This is a genomic window from Bacillus inaquosorum (assembly GCF_023238325.1).
GTDB lineage: Bacteria > Bacillota > Bacilli > Bacillales > Bacillaceae > Bacillus > Bacillus inaquosorum.
The window spans coordinates 290,284-314,482 of the sequence record NZ_CP096592.1 but is presented as its reverse complement, the minus strand read 5'-3'; the positions used below and the strand labels follow the sequence as shown (position 1 = coordinate 314,482).

At 45.1% G+C, this 24,199-nt stretch carries 23 protein-coding genes and 1 pseudogene; 6 read left to right on the top strand and 18 right to left on the bottom strand.

The features are described from left to right. The 6 genes from M1M80_RS01705 to M1M80_RS01680 form a co-directional block, all read right to left on the bottom strand. Complete coding sequence (locus M1M80_RS01705; RefSeq protein ID WP_060397871.1) at positions 1-1,092, bottom strand: toxic anion resistance protein; 1,092 nt, start codon at positions 1,090-1,092, stop codon at positions 1-3. 15 nt (positions 1,093-1,107) lie between these two features. Next, entirely contained in the window at positions 1,108-2,721 is a 1,614-nt protein-coding gene (locus M1M80_RS01700) for a YceG family protein (protein ID WP_060397870.1), read from the bottom strand. 83 nt (positions 2,722-2,804) lie between these two features. Next, positions 2,805-3,578 (bottom strand): TerC family protein, encoded by a 774-nt coding sequence (locus M1M80_RS01695; RefSeq protein WP_003241239.1) that lies wholly within the window; start codon positions 3,576-3,578, stop codon positions 2,805-2,807. A gap of 51 nt (positions 3,579-3,629) precedes the next feature. Beyond that, positions 3,630-4,208, bottom strand: coding sequence for a TerD family protein (locus M1M80_RS01690; protein WP_003241242.1), 579 nt, complete (start codon positions 4,206-4,208; stop codon positions 3,630-3,632). A 35-nt stretch (positions 4,209-4,243) separates the two neighbouring features. After that, on the bottom strand, positions 4,244-4,825 hold the full coding sequence (locus M1M80_RS01685; protein WP_003241245.1) for a TerD family protein: 582 nt from the start codon (positions 4,823-4,825) through the stop codon (positions 4,244-4,246). Between the two features lie 24 nt (positions 4,826-4,849). Continuing rightward, positions 4,850-5,449: a TerD family protein gene (locus M1M80_RS01680; RefSeq protein WP_003241247.1), complete on the bottom strand. Its 600-nt coding sequence runs from the start codon at positions 5,447-5,449 to the stop codon at positions 4,850-4,852. Positions 5,450-5,732: 283 nt separating this feature from the next. Here M1M80_RS01680 and M1M80_RS01675 point away from each other — a divergent pair, with 283 nt between their 5' ends. Continuing rightward, positions 5,733-6,728, top strand: coding sequence for an LLM class flavin-dependent oxidoreductase (locus M1M80_RS01675; protein WP_003241249.1), 996 nt, complete (start codon positions 5,733-5,735; stop codon positions 6,726-6,728). A gap of 37 nt (positions 6,729-6,765) precedes the next feature. Here M1M80_RS01675 and znuB read toward each other — a convergent pair whose 3' ends face one another. From znuB to rapJ, 6 genes are all read right to left on the bottom strand, one after another. Then, positions 6,766-7,608, bottom strand: a complete 843-nt coding sequence (gene znuB / locus M1M80_RS01670) for a zinc ABC transporter permease ZnuB (RefSeq protein ID WP_003241251.1) — start codon at positions 7,606-7,608, stop codon at positions 6,766-6,768. Then, on the bottom strand, positions 7,566-8,261 hold the full coding sequence (gene znuC, locus M1M80_RS01665; RefSeq protein WP_003241253.1) for a zinc ABC transporter ATP-binding protein ZnuC: 696 nt from the start codon (positions 8,259-8,261) through the stop codon (positions 7,566-7,568). Before znuC ends, znuB begins: the two co-directional genes overlap by 43 nt. Before the next feature lie 54 nt (positions 8,262-8,315). Next, positions 8,316-9,293, bottom strand: a complete 978-nt coding sequence (locus M1M80_RS01660; protein WP_003241254.1) for a metal ABC transporter substrate-binding protein — start codon at positions 9,291-9,293, stop codon at positions 8,316-8,318. Positions 9,294-9,476: 183 nt separating this feature from the next. After that, positions 9,477-11,168 (bottom strand): glycoside hydrolase family 13 protein, encoded by a 1,692-nt coding sequence (locus M1M80_RS01655; protein WP_060397869.1) that lies wholly within the window; start codon positions 11,166-11,168, stop codon positions 9,477-9,479. 24 nt (positions 11,169-11,192) lie between these two features. Continuing rightward, on the bottom strand, positions 11,193-11,969 hold the full coding sequence (locus M1M80_RS01650) for an SDR family oxidoreductase (protein WP_003241260.1): 777 nt from the start codon (positions 11,967-11,969) through the stop codon (positions 11,193-11,195). 107 nt (positions 11,970-12,076) lie between these two features. Beyond that, positions 12,077-13,198: a response regulator aspartate phosphatase RapJ gene (rapJ, locus tag M1M80_RS01645; RefSeq protein ID WP_060397868.1), complete on the bottom strand. Its 1,122-nt coding sequence runs from the start codon at positions 13,196-13,198 to the stop codon at positions 12,077-12,079. A 122-nt stretch (positions 13,199-13,320) separates the two neighbouring features. Here rapJ and cwlK point away from each other — a divergent pair. Then, a pseudogene (cwlK, locus tag M1M80_RS01640) lies at positions 13,321-13,823 on the top strand (peptidoglycan L-alanyl-D-glutamate endopeptidase CwlK). A 6-nt stretch (positions 13,824-13,829) separates the two neighbouring features. Here the strand turns inward: cwlK and M1M80_RS01635 are convergent. Together M1M80_RS01635 and M1M80_RS01630 are read right to left on the bottom strand one after the other, a co-directional pair. Continuing rightward, positions 13,830-15,191 (bottom strand): YcdB/YcdC domain-containing protein, encoded by a 1,362-nt coding sequence (locus tag M1M80_RS01635; protein WP_060397867.1) that lies wholly within the window; start codon positions 15,189-15,191, stop codon positions 13,830-13,832. Positions 15,192-15,376: 185 nt separating this feature from the next. Then, a complete protein-coding gene (locus tag M1M80_RS01630; RefSeq protein ID WP_060397866.1) occupies positions 15,377-16,792 on the bottom strand; it encodes a YcdB/YcdC domain-containing protein in 1,416 nt (471 codons plus the stop codon). 173 nt (positions 16,793-16,965) lie between these two features. Between M1M80_RS01630 and M1M80_RS01625 the strand changes: the two genes are divergently transcribed. Then, entirely contained in the window at positions 16,966-17,073 is a 108-nt protein-coding gene (locus tag M1M80_RS01625) for a hypothetical protein (RefSeq protein WP_119913350.1), read from the top strand. 45 nt (positions 17,074-17,118) lie between these two features. After that, positions 17,119-18,183 carry a DUF4352 domain-containing protein gene (locus tag M1M80_RS01620; RefSeq protein ID WP_060397865.1) on the top strand — a complete coding sequence of 355 codons (1,065 nt, stop codon included), beginning with the start codon at positions 17,119-17,121 and terminating at the stop codon, positions 18,181-18,183. A 39-nt stretch (positions 18,184-18,222) separates the two neighbouring features. Here M1M80_RS01620 and M1M80_RS01615 read toward each other — a convergent pair whose 3' ends face one another. From M1M80_RS01615 to natA, 3 genes are all read right to left on the bottom strand, one after another. After that, the gene (locus M1M80_RS01615) at positions 18,223-19,155 is read right to left on the bottom strand and encodes an aldo/keto reductase (RefSeq protein ID WP_003241274.1); all 933 of its coding nucleotides are present in this window, start codon (positions 19,153-19,155) and stop codon (positions 18,223-18,225) included. A gap of 135 nt (positions 19,156-19,290) precedes the next feature. Further along, positions 19,291-20,451 carry a sodium ABC transporter permease NatB gene (natB, locus tag M1M80_RS01610; RefSeq protein ID WP_060397864.1) on the bottom strand — a complete coding sequence of 387 codons (1,161 nt, stop codon included), beginning with the start codon at positions 20,449-20,451 and terminating at the stop codon, positions 19,291-19,293. Next, positions 20,452-21,192 (bottom strand): sodium ABC transporter ATP-binding protein NatA, encoded by a 741-nt coding sequence (natA, locus tag M1M80_RS01605; RefSeq protein WP_003241278.1) that lies wholly within the window; start codon positions 21,190-21,192, stop codon positions 20,452-20,454. It lies immediately after the preceding gene. A 143-nt stretch (positions 21,193-21,335) separates the two neighbouring features. Here natA and natR point away from each other — a divergent pair, with 143 nt between their 5' ends. Both natR and natK read left to right on the top strand, forming a co-directional pair. After that, positions 21,336-22,037, top strand: coding sequence for a two-component system response regulator NatR (gene natR, locus M1M80_RS01600; protein ID WP_003241280.1), 702 nt, complete (start codon positions 21,336-21,338; stop codon positions 22,035-22,037). A gap of 12 nt (positions 22,038-22,049) precedes the next feature. Continuing rightward, positions 22,050-23,006: a two-component system sensor histidine kinase NatK gene (natK, locus tag M1M80_RS01595; protein WP_060397863.1), complete on the top strand. Its 957-nt coding sequence runs from the start codon at positions 22,050-22,052 to the stop codon at positions 23,004-23,006. A gap of 39 nt (positions 23,007-23,045) precedes the next feature. On the opposite strand, the gene M1M80_RS01590 is transcribed toward natK, so the two are convergent. Further along, positions 23,046-24,125, bottom strand: a complete 1,080-nt coding sequence (locus M1M80_RS01590; protein WP_003241283.1) for a helix-turn-helix domain-containing protein — start codon at positions 24,123-24,125, stop codon at positions 23,046-23,048. Positions 24,126-24,199 lie beyond the last annotated feature (74 nt).

Here is a 24,199-nt window from a genome sequence, read left to right as displayed (position 1 = left end):
TTATTGCTGCAATGCTGCTTTTTTAATATTATCCTGCAGCTGGGCAATACGTCTTGCGCCGTCTTCGCGAAGGCGTTTGTTTTCTTCTTCGATTTGTTTTGTTTCCTGCATGCCGCTGACGATCGTGTTCCAAGACGATTCGATCGTTTCAATATCTATGCTCGGTCTGCCGGCCATTCTGGCAATTTCAACACTTTGGCTCGAGATGTTTTCAGCATTTCGTCTCAGCATCTCGTTTGTCCGGCGGTCAAGCTCGCTCATGGAGTCAGCCACAAGCTTTTGGCGTTTCACGGTAACGGCCTGAATGATGCCGTTTTTGAAAATCGGAATGGTGATGATGAACGCTGAGTTGATCTTCCCGATCAGCTTTGCATTTCCGCGCTGCAGGAGACGGATTTGAGGTGCCGTTTGAAGAGCCACCATCCGTGCCATATCCAGATCATACACCCGTTCCTCAAGCGCCTGAATGCCGTTTCGCAGTGTATCGAGCTGCATTTGCGCCAGCTGATTTCCGCTTGCCGCTTTTTCTTCATATGAAGGAAGGATCGACTGCATCTCTTCCAGCTTCATTTGTCCGGCAACGACGTATTTTTCAAGCTCCATATAGTATTTGATATTGTTTTCATACATTTCATCGAGCGTGTAGTTCGTCTTCGTCATCTCATCTTTATATTTCGAAATCTCAACGTTGATTTTTTCAATCTCTCCGCCAAGCGTCTGGTACTTTTTAAAGATTTTTTCAATCATGCTGCCGCCGCGTTTGAAAATTTTCGCCATCAATCCCTTTGGCTCATCAAAATCATTTTTGTCGAAGCGGTCCATGATTTTCCCAAGCTGAGTCAGCATTGTGCCGGAGTCTGTCACGCTTGTTGTTTTCATCATCCCTAAGATGCGGTCAGAGAACTTGGAAATTTCAACGGCCGGCTCCTTCCCGTACTCAAGCAGTTCCATTTGGTTTTTGACGTCAATTTGCTGTACAAGCCGCTTCACCTCTGGTTCTTGACGGAACTGGAGACGGATATCGTCAGCTTTCTGCTGGGAAATTTCTTCGTTTTTATCGAGAACAAGCGGGTTTTGATTTTCTGTTGTCATGCTTTTCTTCTCTCCTTACTTTTGGGTAATTGTTCTGAACAGCCTTCTCACAAGCGAAGGCTCTTTATAGTCCTGCTGAAACACCATGTCGTCCAGCCAGTGGATATCATACTGATCCTCTTCAATAAACGGCTCAATGTCTTGATGGCCGGGTGGGTTATAAATGATGATATCGATTCCGATTTCATTCAGGAACAGCAGGGCTGCAGCATCTGAACGCGTGAGTCCGCCGCTCATTTCCGTATGATATAAAACGAGTTTCGGAACGGTTTGCGCATAATCGAACATTTGAATCAATTTCAGCAGTTTAGCAGGCAGGTTTGTTGTTTGTTTAAACAAGTAAATTTGAACATCCTTGACTTGCTCCTGATGCAAAGCCTTAAGCCTCGGGTGCCTGCACATTCTCGAAATCGTTTTGGCAATGGCAGTCTGAACGCCCGCCGGAAGCTGCTTGTACTGCCATACATTGCTTGCCATCAGCTTGTCAGGGTCAATGTTCCCCTCATGGTCAAGCGCGTGGCTGTAATGAAATTGATAGTTTGACTTTATTTCTTCTGTAAACGGAAAGCTTCTTACCATTTCTGTTTCCTGATAATCTGCTAATGTATGAAGCCTGTTCCAATATTCTTTATTGTCTTTCGACACACCCATTACCTTAGCAAATACATTCGGAATCTCGATGGAATGTTTATCAGCTTTGAAATTCGGCCGAATAAAGGCGCGCTCTTTCGTGATTAAAAACAGTTCATCATAGGTCGTTTTCAGCGTAACAGACATCGGCGTGTGATCTCTAAATTGCCATGGCTTATACAGCATGGATTCCTCATGATTCAGCACATGTTCAATTTCCTTTGTTGAGCGGTAGGCCACTGTTGATTTCCGGTCCGGTTTTTCTTTCGGAAACGGCTGAAGCTCCGAAACATCCGGAAGTTTTTCCGTAAAACTGAGCTCCTGCATCGGTTCGACAAGCGCCAGCTGATCGGTTCCCGCCGGATGGAACAGCAGAACATCGCAGCCGGCTAACATCAGATAATATAAGAAATAGAGCTGGCTTTTCGTCGCATCTCCGTACCAAACAACCTTTGGCATCTCCCGCTCTATATCGGTTTTTTCCAACCAAGGATTCAGGTGATTCAAAGAAAACTTCGAGACATCAAGCAGCACTCTGCGAAAATCAGGATGATTCAGCCCCTGCTCATGACTGTCCGCAAAGGTATGTAAAAGCGTCATCAGCGCTTTTCTTAAATGGCGGTGCATCAAGGGATTCGAGTGCTTCGCAATCAGCCTTTCCCCGTCCAGAAAGGCAACAAAGCGGCTGACCGACAGCCCTTTTTCCTGCTGATTAATGGAGTGAATATGCTGGAGCTTTTGAAATGTTTCCGGCTCAATTGTTTTATCAAGCGTTTCACTCAGAATGGTAATGCGATCGTTTACAGACAGCTCATACAACTCGTTATAGTAGTCCGTCTCATCAATAGGCGTACCCAATATCTGCCCGGCAAGACGAGAAAAAGAAAGGCCTTGTTCTGTTTCATAGTGATCCCGCTCAGGCAATGGCTGAAACAGCAGGCTTTTCCAATCCCCATCAGCCGGGACCGCTTTATGAATGGTTAATTCTTCTTGTCTCATCATATCCTCCTTTCCGGTTTGTCATCGGACGATATTTCTGTAACAAAAAAGGAAGGATATTGAACCTCCCTCCTTGTTTTGTTTTATTCTTCTTTTGAAGCGGCTGTTTGTTCACGCACCTGCTTTTGTTTGTTGATGTAGTGAATGATAAAGGTTACCGCAAATGCAGCGATAATGATAATGAAGAATACAGAGTGCGGCATTTCGTAATGGAAAGCACTTGCCGCCATTTTCAGCGCGATAATTCCGATTAACACGAATGCTGTGTTTTCGAGCTCAGGAATTTTATCAATCAGGACAAGGAATACTTTTGCCACTGTACGCATCATTAGAATACCAAGCATACCGCCGATCAGAAGCACCCATACTTTTTCTGACACCGCAAATGCGGCCAGGATGCTGTCCACAGAGAAGGCAAGGTCCATCAATTCAACTGAAATAACAGTTGCCCAGAAGATACCGAATGTGCGGACCATCCAAGAATTTTTCTTAATGCCGTCCGCTTCCTCTTCTTTTTCGCCGATCCAGAAGTGCTTAATGACGAGCCAAGCGAGATAAAGCGCGCCAAGCACCTTGATCCACCAGAATTTAATGAGGAGCATACCGAGCCCGATGAAAATAAACCTGAAAATATAAGCTCCAAACAAACCATACGTTAACGCTTTTTTCCGCTGTTTTTCCGGCAGGTGTTTGACCATCACCGCAAGAACAAGCGCGTTATCGGCCGATAAAAGGCCTTCCAGAACAACAAGGGAACCGATCAGACCCCAGGAAACAGGATCAGACAATACCTCTCCCCACATTTTCCAATCGAAAAATGAAGCATACGTAGACATGATATGATGTAAAAAGTCCAAGTTTTTTCCTCCTATTAATTTAAAACGGTGACTTCTCTATTTGTCACTCGCTTACACTTGCAAACCGTAGTTCCGGCACAATGCAGCCAGCCCGCCGGAAAAACCGCTGCCAATCGCATTGAATTTCCACTCGCCGCCGTGTCTGTAAAGCTCACAAACGACAACAGCTGTTTCAATGGAGAAGTCTTCTCCCAAGTCGAAGCGAAGAAGCTCATTCTGCGTCTCTTCGTCCACAACGCGCACAAACGCATTGGAAACTTGTCCAAAGTTTTGGCTGCGTGCTTCTGCGTCGTGAATGGTCACTGTGATGCCGATTTTCTCAATGTGAGCAGGGATTTTCGAAAAATCAACGATAATCTGCTCATCATCTCCGTCGCCCTCACCCGTGCGGTTGTCACCCGTATGGATGACACCGCCGCTCGGATGTTCAAGGTTATTATAGAAGACGAAATCGAGATCATTCACGCAGTTATCATGAGCATCAACTAAAAAGGCTGAAGCATCCAGGTCAAAATCGTGCCCGCCGGAGTACTTGTTTGTATCCCAGCCTAAGCCGATCACCGCTTTTGTGAGTCCCGGATTTGTTTTCGTTAAATCAATGCGCTGTCCTTTTGATAATTGAATGGCCATACTGCCTCTCTCCTTTCTGCTCTTCGTAATTGGTCTTAACCGACTTGCAAACCGTAGTCTGTTGCGATGCGGGCAAGACCGCCTTGGTAGCCTGAGCCGATAGCGGAGAATTTCCACTCGCCGTTATGTCTGTAAAGCTCCCCTGCAATGATTGCCGTTTCAATAGAGAAATCTTCCGCAAGGTCATAACGGATGAGCTCTTCATTTGTTTCTTCATTTACGATGCGAACGAACGCATTTGATACTTGTCCAAAGTTTTGGCTGCGCGCTTCCGCTTCGTGAATTGTGATAACAAAGGAGATTTTATCAATGTTAGCCGGCACAGCGCTAAGATTCACTTTTACATTCTCATCGTCGCCTTCGCCTAAGCCTGTCAGGTTATCGCCTGAGTGGACGACTGAACCGTTGCCGCCTTCAAGCTGATTGTAGAAAATAAAATCGTTTGGAGACGCGCATTTCCCTGCTGCATCTAACAGAAATACACTTGAGTCAAGGTCAAAGTCGTGCCCGCCGTCATACTTATTCGTATCCCAGCCTAAACCGACAACAACCTTTGAAAGACCCGGATTTGTTTTTGTCAAATCTACTTTTTGTCCTTTTGCCAATGAAATTGCCATGTTTCATCCACTCCTTTTTTTCTTTTACGCGTATCGGCTGATAATATCTTCTAATCTCGTATCATTTGTGCCTTCACCGATCGCCGCAAACTTCCACTCGCTGCCGCTGCGGTAGATTTCTGCTGTAATCAAGCTTGTTCTGCCGGCATAATTGTCTCTCAAATTGTATTTGAGCATTTCTTCATGATTCGATTGATCAACCACACGGATAAACGCATTTTGAATCATGCCGAAATCTTGTTTTCTTCTGACACAATCATAAATATTAACAACAAATACAAGCTTATCGATGTTTGCAGGCACTTTTTCCAAATCTATCATAATTTGCTCGTCATCGCCCGCACCGTCGCCTGTCAGGTTGTCGCCTGTGTGCTTTACACTGCCGCAGCGGCTTTTCAGATTACCGAAATAAATGACATTCTTTTTATCGGTGAATTTTCCGTTTTCCAGCATCAGCACTGAAGCGTCACAGTCGATATTTGCACCGCCTCCGCCAAGCAGTTTGCTGAAAAACCCTCCGCCTGAAGAAACCGGGTCCCAGCCGAGACCGACCATCAATTTTGACAGACCGGCTTTTCCTTTTGTTAAATCAATTCGCTGACCTTTTTCTAAAGAAATTGCCACACGATTCACTCCTACTCATCGAAATGTGAATATAGTCACATTTATTTTTACGCTCACATGGAAAATAAGCCGTAAATTATTAATATATACGTTTGTTATTATATCAAAGTTTCGTTAAAGTTAAGAATAATTGACGAAAATCCTCGAAAAAAACCTTCCATATTTGCTATATGTTTTGCAAATGCTATGAAGTACAAATCTTAAACAAACCATTTGACGTGAGCGAGTCATTTTGCCTATTCTTGTGTCACATTCTAAAAACAGACAGAAAGGAAGCGGCCTTTTGATTCATTTAAGCATACTTGATCAGGCACCTGTTTCTAAAGGAAAAAGCCCTGTGACGACTCTTCAGCATTCGGTTGAGCTTGCCCAATTAAGCGAACAGTGGGGCTATAAGCGTTATTGGTTTGCCGAACATCACAGCACGAAAGGACTGGCAAGCACAGCGCCTGAAATCATGATCGCCCGCATCGCAGCACAGACAAGCACGATTCGTGTCGGGTCAGGCGGCGTGCTGCTGCCCCAGTACAGCCCGTTTAAGGTGGCCGAAACCTTTCGCCAGCTTGAGGCCCTGTATCCAAACCGGATTGACCTCGGTGTCGGGCGTTCCCCCGGCGGCACGACAAAAACCCGTCTTGCCTTAACGGACGGGGTGAAAAAAAGCTTAACCGATTTTAACAGACAGCTGCAGGATGTCTCTTATTTTCTCACGGATTCGCTTCCTGCCGGGCATCCGTATGCCGGAATCAAAGCGGCGCCCCTTATTGACACTGCACCGGAGCTGTGGGTGCTCGGTCTCGGTGAAAACAGCGCAAGACGCGCGGCGCACCAGGGCATTGGGTATGTGTTTGGGCATTTCATTAACCCCGAACGAGGAGAAAATGCGTTTCGCGTCTACAGGGAAAGCTTTCAGCCATCAGCCCATTTCTCGTCCCCGTCCGCCTTGTTTACGATTTTTGTCATTTGCGCAAAAACAGATGAAGAGGCAGAAGAGCTCACATTAAGCCAGGATTTATGGCTTCTTCGCGTCGGAAAAGGCTTGGATAGCCGCGTGCCGACCATCGAGGAAGCAAAAGCGCATCCCTACACAGAGTCCGATAAAAAACTTATAGAGGAAAACAGAAAGCGGATGGTGATCGGTTCTCCAAACACTGTCAAACAGCAGCTTTTAGAGCTCACAGACCGCTATGAAACAAATGAAATTATGGTTCTATGCAATGTGTTTGATTTTGAGGCGAAAAAAGAATCTTATGAACGTCTTGCTGAATTGTTTCTATAAAAAAAGCAGTTTTCCCTAGGGAAAACTGCTTTTCATGTTACTGGCGCCCTTTTTTACGCTGGGCTTCTTTTTTGATAAACATCCAAACTCCCTGAACCACAAATCCGATCAGCAGGAGAACGATCAAAAGCAGGGTAATGGACGGCCCTGGCGGCGTTCCGAGCTGATAAGATGATGTCAGTCCCATAAATACGCTAAATAACGAAATGAGTATGGCTGTGATAAATACCATGTTAAAGCCCTTAGCAATTCTGATGGCGAATGCTGCCGGCAATACGAGCAGGGCTGATACAAGAAGAACCCCGATGATCGGAATAATGACCGAGATCGCAAGGCCTGTGACGATACTGAATGACATCGACAGAACGTTTGTGTTAATTCCGGATGTTTTTGCTGTTGCTTCATCAAATGTCAGCAGGTAGAGCGGCCTTTTCAGTACGATAAAGTAAAGCAAAATCAGCAGTGTAATGATGCCGATAATATACACCTGCTGCTGGTTTACTGTCACGAGCGATCCAAATAGATATTGATCGATGCTCATGTTGGCGGTGCCTTTTGAAAGGCTGATTAAAAACATCGCGAAGGACAAACCAGCCGCCATTAAGATGGCAATGGATACTTCTGAATACGTCCGATATGCCCGCCGCATGTATTCAATCCCGATAGCGCCGATGGTCACGACGACTATGCTCGCCGCGGTAATATTGGTGCTGAGGAAAAAGCCGATGGCAACACCCGACAATGAAATATGCGAAAGTGTGTCAGCCATTAAGGCCTGTCTTCTGAGAACGAGATACACCCCTAAAATCGGGGCCATGATGGCAATCATGCCGCCTGCTAGAAAAGCTCGTCGCATGAATTCCAAGTCAAACATTTCCATCCGCCTTTTTCTCCTCTCTCTAATCGAATCACTTTATCTAAAAATTGCTGTACTTCATTTTGTTCGTGAGTAACCATCACAACTGTGCGGTTGTGATTTTTCACGAGATGGTGCATAAATTCGTAAAATCCTTTTCTGCTGTCATAGTCAACGGCTGTTGTCGGTTCGTCCAGCATTAAGAGGTCCGGATTGCTGGCAAGCATTCTGGCGATACAGATTTTCTGCTTCTGTCCGCCTGATAAGTCGCCGATTTTCCGGTGGCGAAGCTCCCACATTTCCACCATTTTCAGCGCTTTTTCCACTTCGATATGATCTTCTTCATTTAAACGTTTAAACCATTTCCCTTTTGTATAGCGGCCTGACTGAACAAGCTCCAGCACCGTACTCGGAAAGCCAGCGTTAAATGAAGAAATTTGCTGCGGGACGTACCCTATTGTCAGGCGTTTTCCTTCTGTATTCCTTTTACTGATCGTCACCGTGCCTTCCCACGGTTTCAGCATGCCAAGCATCACCTTCATGAGCGTTGATTTAGAGGCGCCGTTTGGTCCCGTGATGCCGACAAACTCACCGCTTTCAATATCAAGTGATACTTTATCCAAAACAGGCGTGTGGGAATAGCCGAAAACGATATCTTTCAATGAGACGAGATTCATGTCAATCTTCCTTTCTCACAAAGAAATAGTGTGCACCCTCCGGCGCACACTATCTTATGATTTAACCAATAGTGAATCTTTCAGGGCATCGAGGTTTTGTTTCATAATGTCGATATACCCTAAACCTTTATCCTGTTCTTCTTTGCTTAAGCCTTCCAGTGTATTAAGCACTTCTGTCTTCGCGCCGATTTCACTGGCGAGCGTATCTGCGACCTTTGAGGATGCAATTTCTTCAAAGTAAATAACTTTTACGTTATGTTCTTTGGCATATGTTTTCAGCTTTGCCAAGTCGGCTGCGCTCGGTTCTTGGTCGGGCGAAATCCCTGCAATCGGAACCTGCGTCAAACCGTATTCTTTTGCCAGATAGCCAAAAGCTGTATGCTGCGTAATGAATTCTTTCTTCTCCGCTTTTTTTACGGTTGTACGATATAGTTTATCAAGATCCTGCAGTTTTGCAATATATTCTTTACTATTTTTCTCATAGTATTCTTTGTTATCCGGGTCCTGCTTTACGATTTGCGCCGTAATATTTTTAACTTCTTTCTGCGCCAGAACAGGACTGAGCCATACGTGAGGGTCCATTGCATGGCTGTGCTCATGCTCCCCATGTTCATGTTCCTCGTGCTCTCCGTGCTCTTCATGTTCTTCTTCAGAGCCTTCCATTAAATCAATGCCTTTGCTCGCATTAACGAAAACGGCATGGCCTTGGCCCATGCTTTTTTCAGTTGACGGCACCCACGTCTCCATGTACTCACTATTATAAACGAACAAATCGGCATCTTGAATGTTGGCAATGTCTTTCGGCGTCGGTTCCCAATCATGAGGCTCGACGGAAGATGGAATTAACAGATCCACATCTCCTTTGTCTTTTACAATTTGTTTCGTAAATTCATACATCGGGTAGAACGTTGTGACAATGTGCAGTTTATCACTCTTCGAATCCGCTGACCCTTTTGTTGATGAGTTGCCGCATGCTGCCACTAATAAAAAGCACGCTGCAATCACAAACAAACCGCTCCATTTTTTAAACATATTGTATATCCCCTCTTTTTCATAGTGACTTAAATCAAAATGATAACGATTTTGTAATCCTATATCATAATAAACCGAAGTCATTACGTTTTGCAAGATTAATTTTCATTTTGATTTTATTCTTCCCGTCTGCAGCATGAATATATGTACTTGAAAAAACCCGGCTGAAAAAGCCGGGTTGAGTCATTTGACTGTTTTGTCGAGAAGATACACTCTGCTCTCGTAAGGCTGAAACACCATTTCATCAGCAAGATCACCGTTGTTTTTATAATTGCTGAGAAGCAGGGATGATTGCTCCTTGCCGCAGTGCTTAGGCCATCGGAAAACAGCTTGGTCTTTTGAAAAGTTATTGACCGACAAAAGCTGCTGTTTGCCGTTTTCTCTCATGTATACAAACAGCTGCGGATCATCCGGAAGCAAAAGGTCATAGCTCCCTTTGATGAGGTCAGCGTACTGCTTTCTCAGGCTGATCAGCTTTTTGTAATAGGTTAAGATCGAATCAGGGTCTGTCTGAGCTTCCTCCACATTGATGGACGAGAAGTTCGGGTTGACCTTCAGCCAGGGCGTGCCGTCAGTAAATCCGGCATTCTTGCCGCTGCTCCACTGCATCGGTGTCCGGGCGTGATCCCTGCTTTTGGCTAAGACTGATCTCATCACATCTTCTGGATCATAGCCTTTTTCAAACACCCGTTTATGATACATATTGATCGTTTGGATATCTTTGTAGTCCTCAATCCGGGTAAACGGCGCGTTTGTCATCCCGATTTCTTCTCCCTGATAAATATACGGCGTGCCCTTCATGAGATAAAGAACGGTGGCCAGCATTTTCGCGGATGCTTTGCGGTATTCCCCATCGTCTCCGAACCTGGACACAATCCGGGGCTGGTCGTGGTTGCACCAATACAATGTATTCCAGCCTTGATGTTCAAGCTTCTTTTGCCATGTTGTCAAAACCGATTTTAAATCAGAAAGCTCAAGGGGTTTCAGATCCCAATGTTCTTTTCCGGGCTGCTGGTCAAGCTCCATATGCTGAAAATGAAAAATCATATTTAGTTCATGCTTATCAGTTCCCGTATACTTCAGCCCTTCCTCCGGTGTGACACTGCCAACCTCTCCGACAGACATGACATCATATTGAGAAAACACTTCATCTGTCATTTCTTTTAAATAGTCATGGATTCGTTCGCCATTTGGCTGGAAAGGCTTCGGCTCTGCCTGCTGATTGATATAGTCCTCATACGAAGGAAGATATTCTTTCTTAGAGATGAGATGGAGCTGGTCAATGCGCAAGCCGTCCACCCCTTTGTCGAGCCAAAATCTCATCATGTCAAATACCGCTTGGCGCACCTCAGGATGCTCCCAATTTAAATCAGCTTGTTTGACAGCATTCATGTGGAGATAATATTCCCCCGTATGCTCCTCGTATTGCCAAACCGGGCATCCATAGTCAGACACCCAGTCCGTCGGCGGGCCGTTCTGTGTGCCGGGGCGCCAAAAGTAATAGCTGCGGTATTTGCTTTTTTTGTCCAGCTCCGCTTTTTTAAACCACGGATGCTCGACCGAGGTGTGATTTAACACAAAGTCCATCACCAGCTTTAACCCGCGATGGTGCACCTGGTCAAGCAGCTCGTGAAAATCATCCATCGTTCCGTATGAATCCATAACCGTCTTATGGTCCGTCACATCATAACCGTAATCAACATTCGGAGAAGGATAAATCGGGCAAATCCAAATCACATCTGCCCCAAGCTCCTTTATGTAGTCAAGACGGGAAATGATCCCCCGCAAGTCTCCAATTCCATCTCCATTGCTGTCCTGAAAGCTCCTTGGATAAATTTGATACACCACCGCATCCTTCCACCACTCTGTTTTCATCCCGCAGTCCCCCTGTTTTGTGTTCTATTCAAGCTGAGACGGATAAAGTGTCATTCCGCCATCGACGAAGAGTGTTGTGCCGGTCACATAGCTTGCTTCCTCAGATACGAGCCAAGCAGCTGCTGCCGCCACCTCTTCCGGTTTTCCGAAGGCTTTCATCGGGATTTTTTTCAGTTGTTTTTGCCTGCTCTCTTCCTTTTTCGTATCAACATTTGATTCTGTGGCAATGGTGCCGGGTGCTATCGCGTTGACGCGAATTCCTTTATCCGCATAGTTGAGCGCAAGCGTTTCTGTCATCATCTTGATACCGCCTTTGGACGTGGAATACTGAACGTTGACGGGGCGCGGGATCTGCTGGTGAACACTCGAGATATTCAGCACATTGCCTTTGATATTGTTTTTCATCATGTGGCTAAGCGCTGCTTTTGCTCCCATAAAGGTTCCGGTGACGTTGACATCAATGACTCTCTGCCAATCTTCAAGGCTCATCTCATGCGGCATGGCCTCCGCGCCGTTAAAGCCGGAGTTGTTCACCATCACATCAAGTGTGCCGAAATGCTCTAAAGCGGCGTCCAAGAGCGCCTGAATCCCTTCTTCTTTTGACACGTCCGCCTCAACTGCGACGGCCTGCCCTCCGTTATTCTTAATGATGTCCACAGTTTCATCGGCTCCCGACGGATCGCTGTGATAGTTCACGACAACATTCATTTTCTCGTGTCCGAACCGTTCCGCAATGGCTCTCCCGATTCCTTTTGAAGAGCCTGTCACAATCGCTGTTTTTCCGGTTAAGTCTTTATACATAAACGATATCCTCCTCTGAATTTTCATTATGCAGTGGAAAATACCCTATTTTTCCGGGTTGGAAACAGCATAAAAAAGCAGAGAACCTGTATGTTCTCTGCCATCTTCTATTGAAAACGCTGCTCGGCAAGCGTTTTTTTAATGTTCATCAGCCTGCGGTAAAAGAATGCGGCGGACTCGTAGCGTTCTTGCTGATTGAAGCGTTCCGCTGTATCATGCAGCAGTTCTTCAGCATCGGCAAGAAGCTGGCGGGATTCCAGCAGGTCAAAGCATTCTTCAAGCACGCTCCGGTCGCCGTCGCCAAGATACAGCTCATGAATGAGGCGGAATTTCGTTAAGTACATGTCATCTTCCCATTCAGCCGCGCTCTTTATCCCGCGGTCATACATCTCTACCGCTTTGTCGTATTTTCCCTGTTTACAGTAGATATGGGTCAGTGAAAAAACGGCTTGAACGGCCTGCTGAAAGTTGTGCTCCTCAAAAATGGCGGCGGCTCTTTTGAAATAGCCCTCCGCTTCACTGAAATCACCCAGACTGTACTTACAATGTCCGACATTATAATGGGCAGCGGCGATCATATACGCTTCCTCAAGCTGCCTTGCATGATCTAAGGCGCTGCACAAGTGTGTCAGCGCTTTTTCATGATGATAAACATCGGTCAAATTTCCGGCGATGATAAATTCACACTGTACGCGGCGGCGCCCGTACAGTTCATATTTCGTATAGATATCTAGCGCCTGGCTCGCATAATTCATGGAAAAATATGTTTGTTTGATGTGATAATACACTTCGGCAACCTTAAAAAGAAACTCAGCTTTTTCGATCTCATCCTCGACATACTCGAGCTTTTCCTCGGCATGTTTATAATGGTCAATCGCTAATATAAAATTTTTCTGCTTAAATTCGTACATTCCTCTGAAATAATAAAAGTAGTATTCCAATAAGCCTGTGAGTTTTTGCTGATTGCTTTCAATTTCGTTCAGCATATCAGAGAACGGAGGCTTGGTGTCGCTGTCTTTCACCGGCATCAGCTTATCAAGCATGATTCGATGCCGGAATTCCATCAAAGAAAAATATAAAAGCAAGTCCTGATTTTCTTCCATGTCTTCTAAATCGTATTCAATCTCCTGCTTTAACGCTTCTGCTTGATCTGCTTCAAATGCGCGAATGAGCTTGTACCATTCGTTTAGTTTTACTGCTACTTCTTCAGATGGAATCTTTGCTCTCATCGGTCTGCCTCCTTCCTCCTGCTACTATTTATGTTATATTTTATCATAGCTGTTCTCTTTTAGAGAGAGCCAATCTCTTAAAAGCGTTAACATTCAACACATCATGAGAAAGTGAGACCGATATGAAATTATCCGCAAAAACATCCGTTATCTTATGTATTCTGTTTCTTCTTGATCTGTGTTTTAGTTATATACGGCACGAATGGCATTCTCAAAACGCCCTGCAGGATATGCCTGTTCCTTCGGCTCTTCATCCGATTGTGAAGCAGAATGCCGACGCTCTAAAGGCCGCAGCAGCGAATAAAGGCATTAGCGTTGTCATTACAGAAGGATTCAGGTCCTTTAAGGAACAAGACGAATTATATAAACAGGGACGTACAAAAAAAGGGAATATTGTCACCTATGCAAGAGGAGGGGAATCGTATCATAACTATGGTTTAGCGGTTGATTTCGCCCTTCAAAAAAGGATGGCAGCATCATATGGGATATGGAGTATGACGGCAATCAAAACGGCAAATCAGATTGGCTGGAGGTTGTCGAGATTGCTAAGAAACTCGGTTTTAAGTGGGGTGGGGACTGGAAACGATTCAAGGACTACCCCCACTTGGAGATGATTCCTGACTAGACACCCTCACAGCCTTTTCTTTTTCCTTATGTGCGCATCAATATAGGAAGGATAAACCGGCTTATATACAAGTTTGTAATGCTGATCGCTGCCTGCTGTAAAATCAGGCTGCCATTCCAGCTTCACATCAAAAGCGGCTAAAAACGTTTCTCTCGCTTCTTCAGCTGAAACATCCGGCCTGTGATTTATTGTTTCTAATTGTTCAGGGTCAATATCCGGCGCCATAAAAGCGTCAATCTTTCCCGTTTCCGGATTGACAATGATGCGGGCAGCGCCGAACCGCAACGGCACTTCTTTATACCAGACAGAAAAATGATTGCGGACCCTGCCTCTTTCATCAATTCGGACGGGATTCACTCTGAAAAACTCAGCCGCTCTCGGATAGAGGGCATACAAAAATTGAAGCGCGATCTCCTGGGATTCTTCCGTTGAACATTGGCGGGTGTCCCGCTGGTCCATAAAAGAAATCGCCGCTTTTAATTTCCCTGTTCTTTTATCAGTCTTCATTTTGATTGTATTTTTATTTCTCGTTTCAAAATAGCTTCCTATGCTTAAATCTTTCCGCTCCGGCGCAGTGCCTTTGCGCCACGTGCTTCCCATTTCTTCTCCAAAGTCCTTTTCACTGACTTTCTGCATATCAGAGGTGAGGCCCAGCATAGCATATATATCGATTTCGTCCGTGTTCTGAAGCGGCGGCAGGGGCGCCCCGTTTTCTATTCTTTCATCTGCAATATGCTGGTCGGGCACGATTTCGTCTACATCCGCGGGATAGCTGTATCCCGGCAGAATCGGTTCATACACAAGCCTGGGTGACTGTTCGCCATCAATGACATCGTACATCAGCTGCAAAGACATTGTATTTAAGTAATGAGACACTACCTTCTCTTTTGCTACAAATTCCGTTGGAACTTGGGCTTTATGCTCTTCTCCGTAATATAAAAAATGGACAATCTGTCCGCTGCGTGTCATATCAATTAAAAAGCCTGAATTGGGAAGCGGAAGCCCCAGTTCCATTTTGGTATAGACAAAACGGACGTGCTGTCCCCGTTCTTCCTTGCCTTGAAAATGAAATTTCATAAATGTGCCGGGATGGTTGGCAGCAGCAAACTGAAGAGCCGTCAGCTTCAGCTCGGCATCTGGAAGTTTTTTGTCTGCCTCAGAGCGCACGGTTGTTGAAAAGGTGAGTAAAGCACCATCATTTCCGAGTTCAACTATAATGTGCTTTTCCGGATCTTCAGGGTCCTTCCAGATGAAATATGCCTGCCCCTTCTTCTTTTGCTTCTGGTCGTAATCTTCTATCTCAAGCTCATAATGAGGCGGTACATTCCCGATCTCTTGCGCCTTCTTTTTCAGCTGTTTAGTAACCAATGAAGTCATCCTTTCAAAGAGTCTACGACAAAGAGAATCCTGTTTATTATATAAAAAGACCTTTCTTCATTTAAAGTGAAGAAAGGTCCTTTTCTATTATTGTCATTGTTTTTCAATATCCTTTCTGCTACTTTCATCACATATCACCTTTTACACCTGCGGCATTTGTGTGACTTTTGACTGTTTTACCATGAACTGATAACGGGCTCTCCTGTATGGGCTTCAATAAAACGCGGATACACCGGTTTGTAGACGAGCCGGTAGGTGTGTTCTTCATCATCACGGTATTCTCTCTCCCAGCCCAGCTCAACTCTAAAATGCTGCCAAAAAATAGACTTGGCTTGTTCTGCAGAAATGGCCGGAACGGGATGAATGGTTTCCAGCTCCTTTGGATCAATATCCGGTCCCATATAAACGGTAATGTGCCCTGTCTGGCGGCTGACGCAGATTCTGATCTGCCCAAACCGGAGCGGGACCCCGTGACAGTGCGCTTCAAATGTAAAACCAGCGACTGCGTTTTCTTCTTTATCCGGTTCATCGTACCTGATCTTAAAATATTGATCGGCATTCGGAAATAAAGCAAACAGGAAGCGAAGCGCAATTTTTTCGCACTCTGCCTCAGTTACTGTCAACGGCCCTTTTTTCTCCATAAATGACATGACGCCTTCGAGTTTTCCGGTTTCTTTGTTATGGATGGTTTTCAGCACTTGATGAGTCCGCCCTTTCAACCAGCTGTCCATGCTTTTATCAGCCGGTTGATACACAGGATCATCCGGATTCCGCCAAACGGTCCCGATTCTCCCATCTCCCAAATCCGTTTCCCGCTCTTTGACAAAACCTTTTTCGATACCGATCATGCTGCCAGGATCAGCCTTTTCGTGAATGCCCTCGAATAAAGGGAGAGGAAAGCTTTCCCGCTCTCTGTCATCGTCTTCATCAAATTCTTTTTCTTCTTGAACCAAATCTGCAGGTACGGTAATGACCCTGCATTCAGGCTCATACACCAAATGCGGCTGATCGTCCCCGTTTTTGTAAACAGAACGATTGAGAACCTCAAACAAAAGGTCGAACTCCACGTCCTTCTTGATGAAGGCGAACGCCTCTTCATAATCCGCGACCCGCTTTGGCTTGATGATGCTGCCCGCTTTGCCATAATAGCGGAAGTAAATGATCTCACCTGATAAGGAAACTTCAGCCATAAATCCGCTCATGGGAAGAGGAAGCCCGTCTTCTATTTGAACATATGAAAATCTCACTTTATCGTCGTATGTACGGTCATTTTCTTCACGGACAAAGGCAGAGAGCGCGCCGGGATAATGAGTCTCGACAAATTGGCGCATGATATCCTCTAATTGCTGCTCAGACAGCCTTTCTTCGCTTTCAGGCTCAATATCACGGGAAAGGGATTCCGGCTGCCCGTCCGTCCCAAGTTCCACGATAATGCCGATGTGTTCATCCTGAGGATCTACCCAACAAAAATGTGCTCTTTTCTCATCATCGCCATAATCTTCAATTTCCAGTTTTAAGTGTGTCGGCACCCGGCCGATTTCCAGTGCTTTTTGTTTCAGTTCCTCTTTTTTCACCAAGACGGCTCCTTTCATTATTCTTATGTCCCCTTCAACTAATCAAAAAGTAGTAGTCTAAAATACACAAATTTCTGAGTTTACCAGTTTTACCAGAACATTTTTCACCAAAAATAGTATGATGAACCTATTCAATATAAAAGCTAATAATCTTAAAATTAATTCCGTTGTAACTTTTTATAGGTCCATTCATGACAAAGAAGGGCGGAGTTTCCAGAAAATCCGGTGAAAACCGTGAGAAAAGAACTGATTTTTTTGGTTATATGATGCTAATCCATTCAAAAAGATCCATTTCTTAAAGACAAAAGACTCCCTTCCCTAAACCATTTGAGGAGGAAAAATGAATGTTTCAGAAAAAAACGTACGCTGTTTTCCTAATTCTTCTGCTGATGATGTTTACAGCTGCTTGTTCCGGAAGCAAAACAAGCGCGGAGAAGAAAAATTCAGAAACAGAAAAAAGCTCAGATATAGCTCAAGTCAAAATCAAAGATGTCTCTTATACACTTCCGTCCCAGTATGATAAGTCCACTTCAGATGACCAGCTTGTGTTAAAAGTCAATGTCGCTGTGAAAAACACAGGAAAAGAACCGCTTAATGTAGACAGTATGGATTTCACTTTGTATCAAGGTGATACCAAAATGTCTGACACAGATCCTGAAGACTATAACGAAAAGCTTCAAGGCAGCACGATTAACGCTGACAAATCGGTTGAAGGAAACCTTTTCTTCGTTGTAGATAAAGGCGAGAAATACGAGCTTAACTATACACCGGAATCTTACGGTGATAAAAAGCCGAAATCAGTTACTTTCAAAATTGACGGAAAAGACAAAAAAATCCTTGCGACAGCAGACCAGCTCCAAGACTCTGCAAAAGCGTTATCAGCTTATGTTGATGTCCTTCTTTTCGGTAAAGACAACGCTGATTTCGAAAAAATCACCGGTGCCAACAAAAATGAAATTGTAAATGATTTCAACGAGTCCGCCAAAGACGGCTATCTCTCAGCTTCCGGCCTTTCCAGCACATATGCGGACAGCAAAGCGCTTGATAATATCGTGAACGGCATTAAAGCGGGATTAAGCAAAAACTCTTCCATTCAGGCGAAAACAACTTCGATCTCCAAAGACGAAGCGATTGTTGAAGCCACAATTAAACCAGTAGATGCATCTTCACTCTCAGACCGCATCGAAGACAGAGTGAAAGACTACTACAGCAAAAATGCTGGCGCAAGCTATGAAGAAGCTGTGAAATACGCGCTTCAAGTATATCCTGAGGAATTCAAAAAGCTCGGGCCGGCTTCATCTGAAAAAACGGTTGAAGTGAAAATGAAGAAAAATGACATCGACCAATGGCAGCTTGATATGGACGATTATAGAGCAGCAGAATTAGTCGAAGCATTCATAAAAGAATAAAACCCCAAAAGGAAATAGCCTCCAAGGCTATTTCCTTTTTTATGTGAAAATCTCACTGATGAAATTCGACTCATCTTCGGTCAGTTCTATGTTCAAGGTTTTCAGGTTATCCTTCAGCTGTTCCGGACGCTTAGCACCTGGAATGATGGCGTCTATCGCCGGTCTCGTTAACAGCCACGCCAAGGCGACATGTGCCGTCTCCGCTTGTTTTTCCTCCGCTACCGCTTTCAGCTTGTCTACTTTTTTGAGATTGTGAATAAACGTTTCTCCCTGAAATTGCGGCTTGTCCTTTCTAAAGTCTTCGAAGACCGTGTCTTTCGTGAATTTTCCTGTCAGCAGTCCGGACGCGAGCGGAAAATAAGGAATAAAGGAAATGCCGTGTTTTTCACAGTACGGAAGCAGCTCCTTTTCGGCATCACGCTGAATAAGCGAGTATTCTGCCTGAAAGACCTCCAAATAGCCGTCTGCATTACATTCCTGCAATTGCTGATAGTCGAGGTTCGAAGCGCCGATCGCTTTGATTTTCCCCTCATCCTTCAGCTCCTTCAGCGTGCCTGCCACTTCAGCGAGAGGCGTTTTGCCATCCGGGAAATGAACATAATACAAATCAATGTAATCTGTTTTCAGCCGCTTCAGGCTCTTTTCCACCTCGCCGCGAAGAAATTCACGGCTGTTGTCTAGTTCAATGCTGCCGTTCACTTCTTTATGGGCCCCTTTGGTAGCAATAATGAGATCATTCCGCACGCCGCGTTCCCGCACGACCTCGCCGATTAGTTCTTCGGAACGCCCCAGTCCATATATAAAGGCGGTGTCGATAAAGTTCACGCCGCCATCCAATGCCGTGCGCACCAAATCTTTCCCTGTTTCATCATTCAGGTTCGGAAATAGATTATGCCCGCCGACCGCATTCGCACCGAATCCGATCCGCTTCACCTGCAGCTTCGTCTTGCCAAGTGTACGTGTTTGATCCATTGTTCCTTCTCCTTTGAAACCAATTTTGATGAAAAATAGTGCAGGGTCACTTTCTGTATTAGATATCCTTTTTCTATTTTCCTTCTTTTTTCAGGATATACAAAAAGGAGAAAGTGTATTTCTCCTTTTGCAGGTTTATTTTGGCAGAACCCATTTATCTTTCAAGAAACAGGCTCTGGCCAGTAAATAGAAAATGGCGATAAGCACGGCAATGGTTCCTGACGTGCACAAAATGGCAACCGGGTCAACCATCCCGAATAAAAGCTGTTTAAATAAAGCGTGCAGGTTCAGAAACGGGATGACAAAGTACGATAAATCAAATTGGTTCGGTGCCTTGCTGAAGATGAAAAACATCGGGAACATAGGCAGAAAGACGACGAGAGACATATAACTTTGCGCTTCTTTTACCGAGCTGGAAATGATGCTGATGAAAAGCTCCATCGCAGAGATCAGCAATGCAGAAAGCACGATGATGAGGGCTGAAGCACCGATTACACCCCACATATGATCTCCGAGCTGGAAGGCCGTCTTTAAATTTTCGGTAAATAACACGGTGGACAAAATCAAAAACACCAAAGCCAATACACCTGAGGCAACTCCAAAAGTAGAAACCGCAAGCCACTTGCCGACCAGCACTTTGTTTCTGCTGACTGGCGTCAACAGCAGCGCCTCGATTGATTTCCGGTCCTTTTCCCCGGCCATGATATCAATAGCAATCGGCATTGCGCCGGAAACAATGGATGTTAGGATCAGCATGGGCAGAATGGCAGAAATCATAATAGCGGAAGCCCCTTTCTCCTCGTCCGCTTCCTTTTGCTGAATCGTAAACGGCTGGATCACCGATTGATCAATATGTTTATCGGTTAAACGTTCCTGCACAATTTCATTTTTGTATTGATCTAAGGCAGACTGCACAAGCTGCATGGCATTTGACGACCCTTGATCGATTGAATTGCCATACACATCAACCTCAAAAGGCGTCATGCTGTTGACATATGAGTTGAACTCTTTCGGGACGTTCAGATAGGCATCTGCTTTTCCATCATCAACCGCTTCTTTAGGCTTTGCAAATGTTTTTACGCTGATCTCGTCAATCGCATTGAGCTTGTTTTCCAGTGCGGGCGGCAGAGAATGGCCGACAGCCAGTGTGTATTGCTCCCCTTTGTCGGACAGCATGCTTTCATAAAAGAAGACAAGCCCGAGCATTGTAATCATCGGAACTAAGATCGTGAGTAAAATCGTTTTTCTGTCGCGCAAAGCGTCGATCATTTCTTTTTTATAAATGTGGCTCAGCATTTAAGAAATCCCCCTGACAAGCTTAGACATAAAGATGTAATTCAAATCCTCGCTCCGCTCGCTCTCGTATAATGATTCAAGCGCTCCCCGGTAAATCACCTCTCCGCTGTGAATCATGATGACACTGTCACAGAGCGCCTGCACTTCCTCCATAATGTGGCTGGAGAAAAGAATGGTTTTTTGTTCTCTTTTCAGCTGCTGGATAAATTCGCGGAAGATGTTGCTGGATGTAATATCAAGCCCTGTTGTCGGCTCATCAAATAAAATGATGTCAGGATCGTGAATCAGCGCTCTGGCTATTGCGACTTTCTGCCTCATGCCTTTCGAAAACCCGCCCACTCTGCGGTTCATATAATCGCGCATGCCGAACCGTTTCGATAAATCTTCTATTCTGGCTTTGATCTCGTGACGGTTTAGCCCGTACAGCCGGCCGAAATATTGCAGATTTTCTTTAGCGGTCATCCTGTCGTAAAGTCCGGTTTCTCCTCCGAATAAGACGCCGATTCTTTTTTTGACCTCGGCCGGCTGCTTGACCGTGTCAAAGCCGGCTACTTTGATTGCACCCTGTGACGGTTCAAGCAAGGCAGCAATCATTCTCAGCATCGTCGTTTTGCCGGCACCGTTTTCTCCGAGAATGCCGACGACTTCTCCTTTTTGAATTGTTAGGCTTACATCTCGCACCGCTTTGACTACTTTTTTCTTATCATGAAACCTGCGGCTGCAATCGGTCAGTGTAATCATGTCACAATCTCCCTTTTCGTTATTTCTAGTAATGACTATATACGAAATGCTGGATTTGTTGGATAAAGTTGTCGCGAAGAGTTCTTTTTATGTCGCGAAATGGGATAGAATAAAGATGATTCTATGTAACTAGGGGAATGATAATGGTAAAAGTCGGACTTGTCGATGACTATCGAGTAGATTTAGAGAAACTGGAAGCGATTGTATCCAGAATGCAGGATGTCGAAATTGTCTTTTCCACCGATTCAGCGGAGGAAGCCTACAGCCGGGTGAAGACCGGAGACATTGATCTGCTGCTTGCCGATATCGAGATGCCTCATATGTCTGGCTATGAGCTTGCTGATTTGATCAGATCCCATTCGCTTGATGTGGATGTGATTTTCGTCACCGGCAACGGCGGCTATGCCGTTCACGCCTTTGACCTGAATGTCCATGATTATATTATGAAGCCGTACCATGCCGACCGGCTGAACGCTTCCTTCGAACGTTATTTGAAAAAGAAAACGGAAACGAGTTTGAATGGGCGGATATTGATTAAGCAAAAATCTGAAATGCACGTTCTGCAAAAAAAGGATATCATTTTCGCAGAACGGACGGGACGTTCGACGACGATTGTGACAACCGCCGAAGAAGTGCAGACGTATCAAACATTAAATGATATTAAAGGCGATCTGCCGGAGAAGGATTTTCTCCGTTCGCACCGATCCTTTATTATCAACATTCATTACATAAAACATTTTTCCGCTTATACAAAGCATTCGTTTACGGTTTCCTTTGAGGGAACGCCTAAAAAAGCGATGATCACCAAGCAGCAGCTTGATTATTTTCAAAACTATTATTTTTGAGGAGTTCAGGATGTGATTACCCTTTTTCAATGTCTTTATCTGTTTTTATTTAGTTTCATATTTTATCAGGGGGCTGCTGCTCTTTCGCACAGTACAGCCCTCTCTTGGCTCACCGCTGCTTTAGGCGCAGCGGCAGCAGGATTGTACCTATGGAAAACGAAGCGGGTGTGGGACCGCTGTTCCTTCCAGCTTTGTGCGTGGATTGCCGTGATCCAATTGATGTCAGCGGCGGCTGTGCTGAATGGCGCGACTATACTGCCGGCATTGTTTGCGATCGTGATATTTGCAGCATGTGAAGGGCTCCGTATCGGACAGTCTGCCTCGCTGGCTAGGTTTTCTGATCAAATTGATCAGCTGACTCAAGCGGAACAGCATGCTAATCGGATGCTGATAGATGTCAGAAGCCGAAATCACGACACAATGAAGCATATAACAGCGATCCGTTCAGCGCAGTCCAAGGCAGATACACAAGCATATATTCAAAACTGGGCGGATCAGTACAGTCAATATGACCGGTTTTTGAAGGGAGAGAATGCATACGTTGCAGGGGTGATTTATGATTTTCTTGAAAAAGCACGTGTTTCAGGTATCACGGTTTCACTGCATATGCATACACCGCTTTCTTCACTTCCGTTTTCACCAGCTGATCAGGTCAGCTTGGTCGGCAACATATTGGAAAATGCGCTCGACAGCGCGGCGGAGACCCAAGAAAAAGCGGAGATTAAGCTGGAAACCTCGCTGCGAAGCGGGCTTTATGTGCTGATTTGTGAAAACAGCACGCCTGGCATGGACCCAAAAGTGCTCGATACACTGTATCAATCGTTTGGCCGTTCCACGAAAAGCGGCCCTCATGAAGGCATGGGCACGTATATCATTCAAAAACTGGTGAAGAGCGCTTTTGGCAGGCTGGATTTTACCTACCGCCACCCCGTCTTCCGGTTAGAAATCAAAATTCCGTTTCAGAAATAAAAAAACCTTGAAAAGCCCGGCTTTTCAAGGTTTTTTTCATTATGAGGATAATGCTTGTGCAAAACGGTCCGCTTCATCCTGCAGTGTGCTTTCAATTTCTTTGTAACGGCTGGAAATCGTTGATGCGCTGACGCCGTATTTTTTCGCCAGTTTGGCTTGAGAAACGGACGCGCCGTTAAGAGAAATTGCATTCACATAATATTCAACTGCCGCCGCAAAAGCTTCCGGTTTTCTGATGACAGGTGATTTTTTCTCGCAGAATGTTTTCCAGATATCAATGACAGCCGGAATCAATTCAGTCGGATACTCATCTCCGCTCAAGCCTTCTTCGATAGCCGCAGCTGTTTCTTTCTCCATATCGTTTGCCCACTCAACACTGCTTTCTTCCGCTGCTGTCTCTGCTTGCGGCTCTTCATCTTTCTCCGCTAACAGCGCGAACAGAACATTGTTGAATTCCTGCTTCATGAAGTCCTCCGGCGTTTTGCCGTTCTTCACAGCGGCATCCGCATATTTCTTCACCTTGCTGATCAGTGCTTCTGTTCTCTTCACCGGGAAGATCGTGAACTGCATGAAGAATTCCGCTTTTTCCGCTTCGTGGATTGGATATCCGAGAATCAGGCTTCCCACTGGCGGGAGGTCTTGGTTATTAGCGTCCATTTCCACTTCGAATTGTTTTTTCGTAATGACATCTTCAAAGTGAATGACACCTTCTTTCAGGTCTTGCAACAGCAATAAAGCAGGCGTCATGCTCTTCCATGATTCAACGATCTCACGCGTTTTCGGACGAGTGATCGAATCGCCTTTTTTCTGAAGGTACTCTTCGAAGATTGTCTTTTCACCAGCAAGCTGATGGAAGAAGATTCCCCAGATTCCTAAATTAAATACGCTGATGTCTTTCGTCTGTCTGTCCATAGCAGAAAGAAAATCATGCTGGTTGATAAAGCCTGAAATGCTTTCTCTATGTACTGTGAAGGCATACTCCACTAAGTCTTCCTGAATTTGTTTCGCTTCTTTTGCCGCTAGTTCTGTCGGGAAGTCGACAACTTTACTTCCGCAGCATTTTTTATATTTCTTGCCGCTGCCGCATGGGCAAGGGGCATTTCGTTTCACTTTTCCCACAATAAACCCTCCGAATTCTGTTGTAACTTTTCTATTTTAACAAAAATAACTTCTGAGGGCTTGGTTTCGGGCTA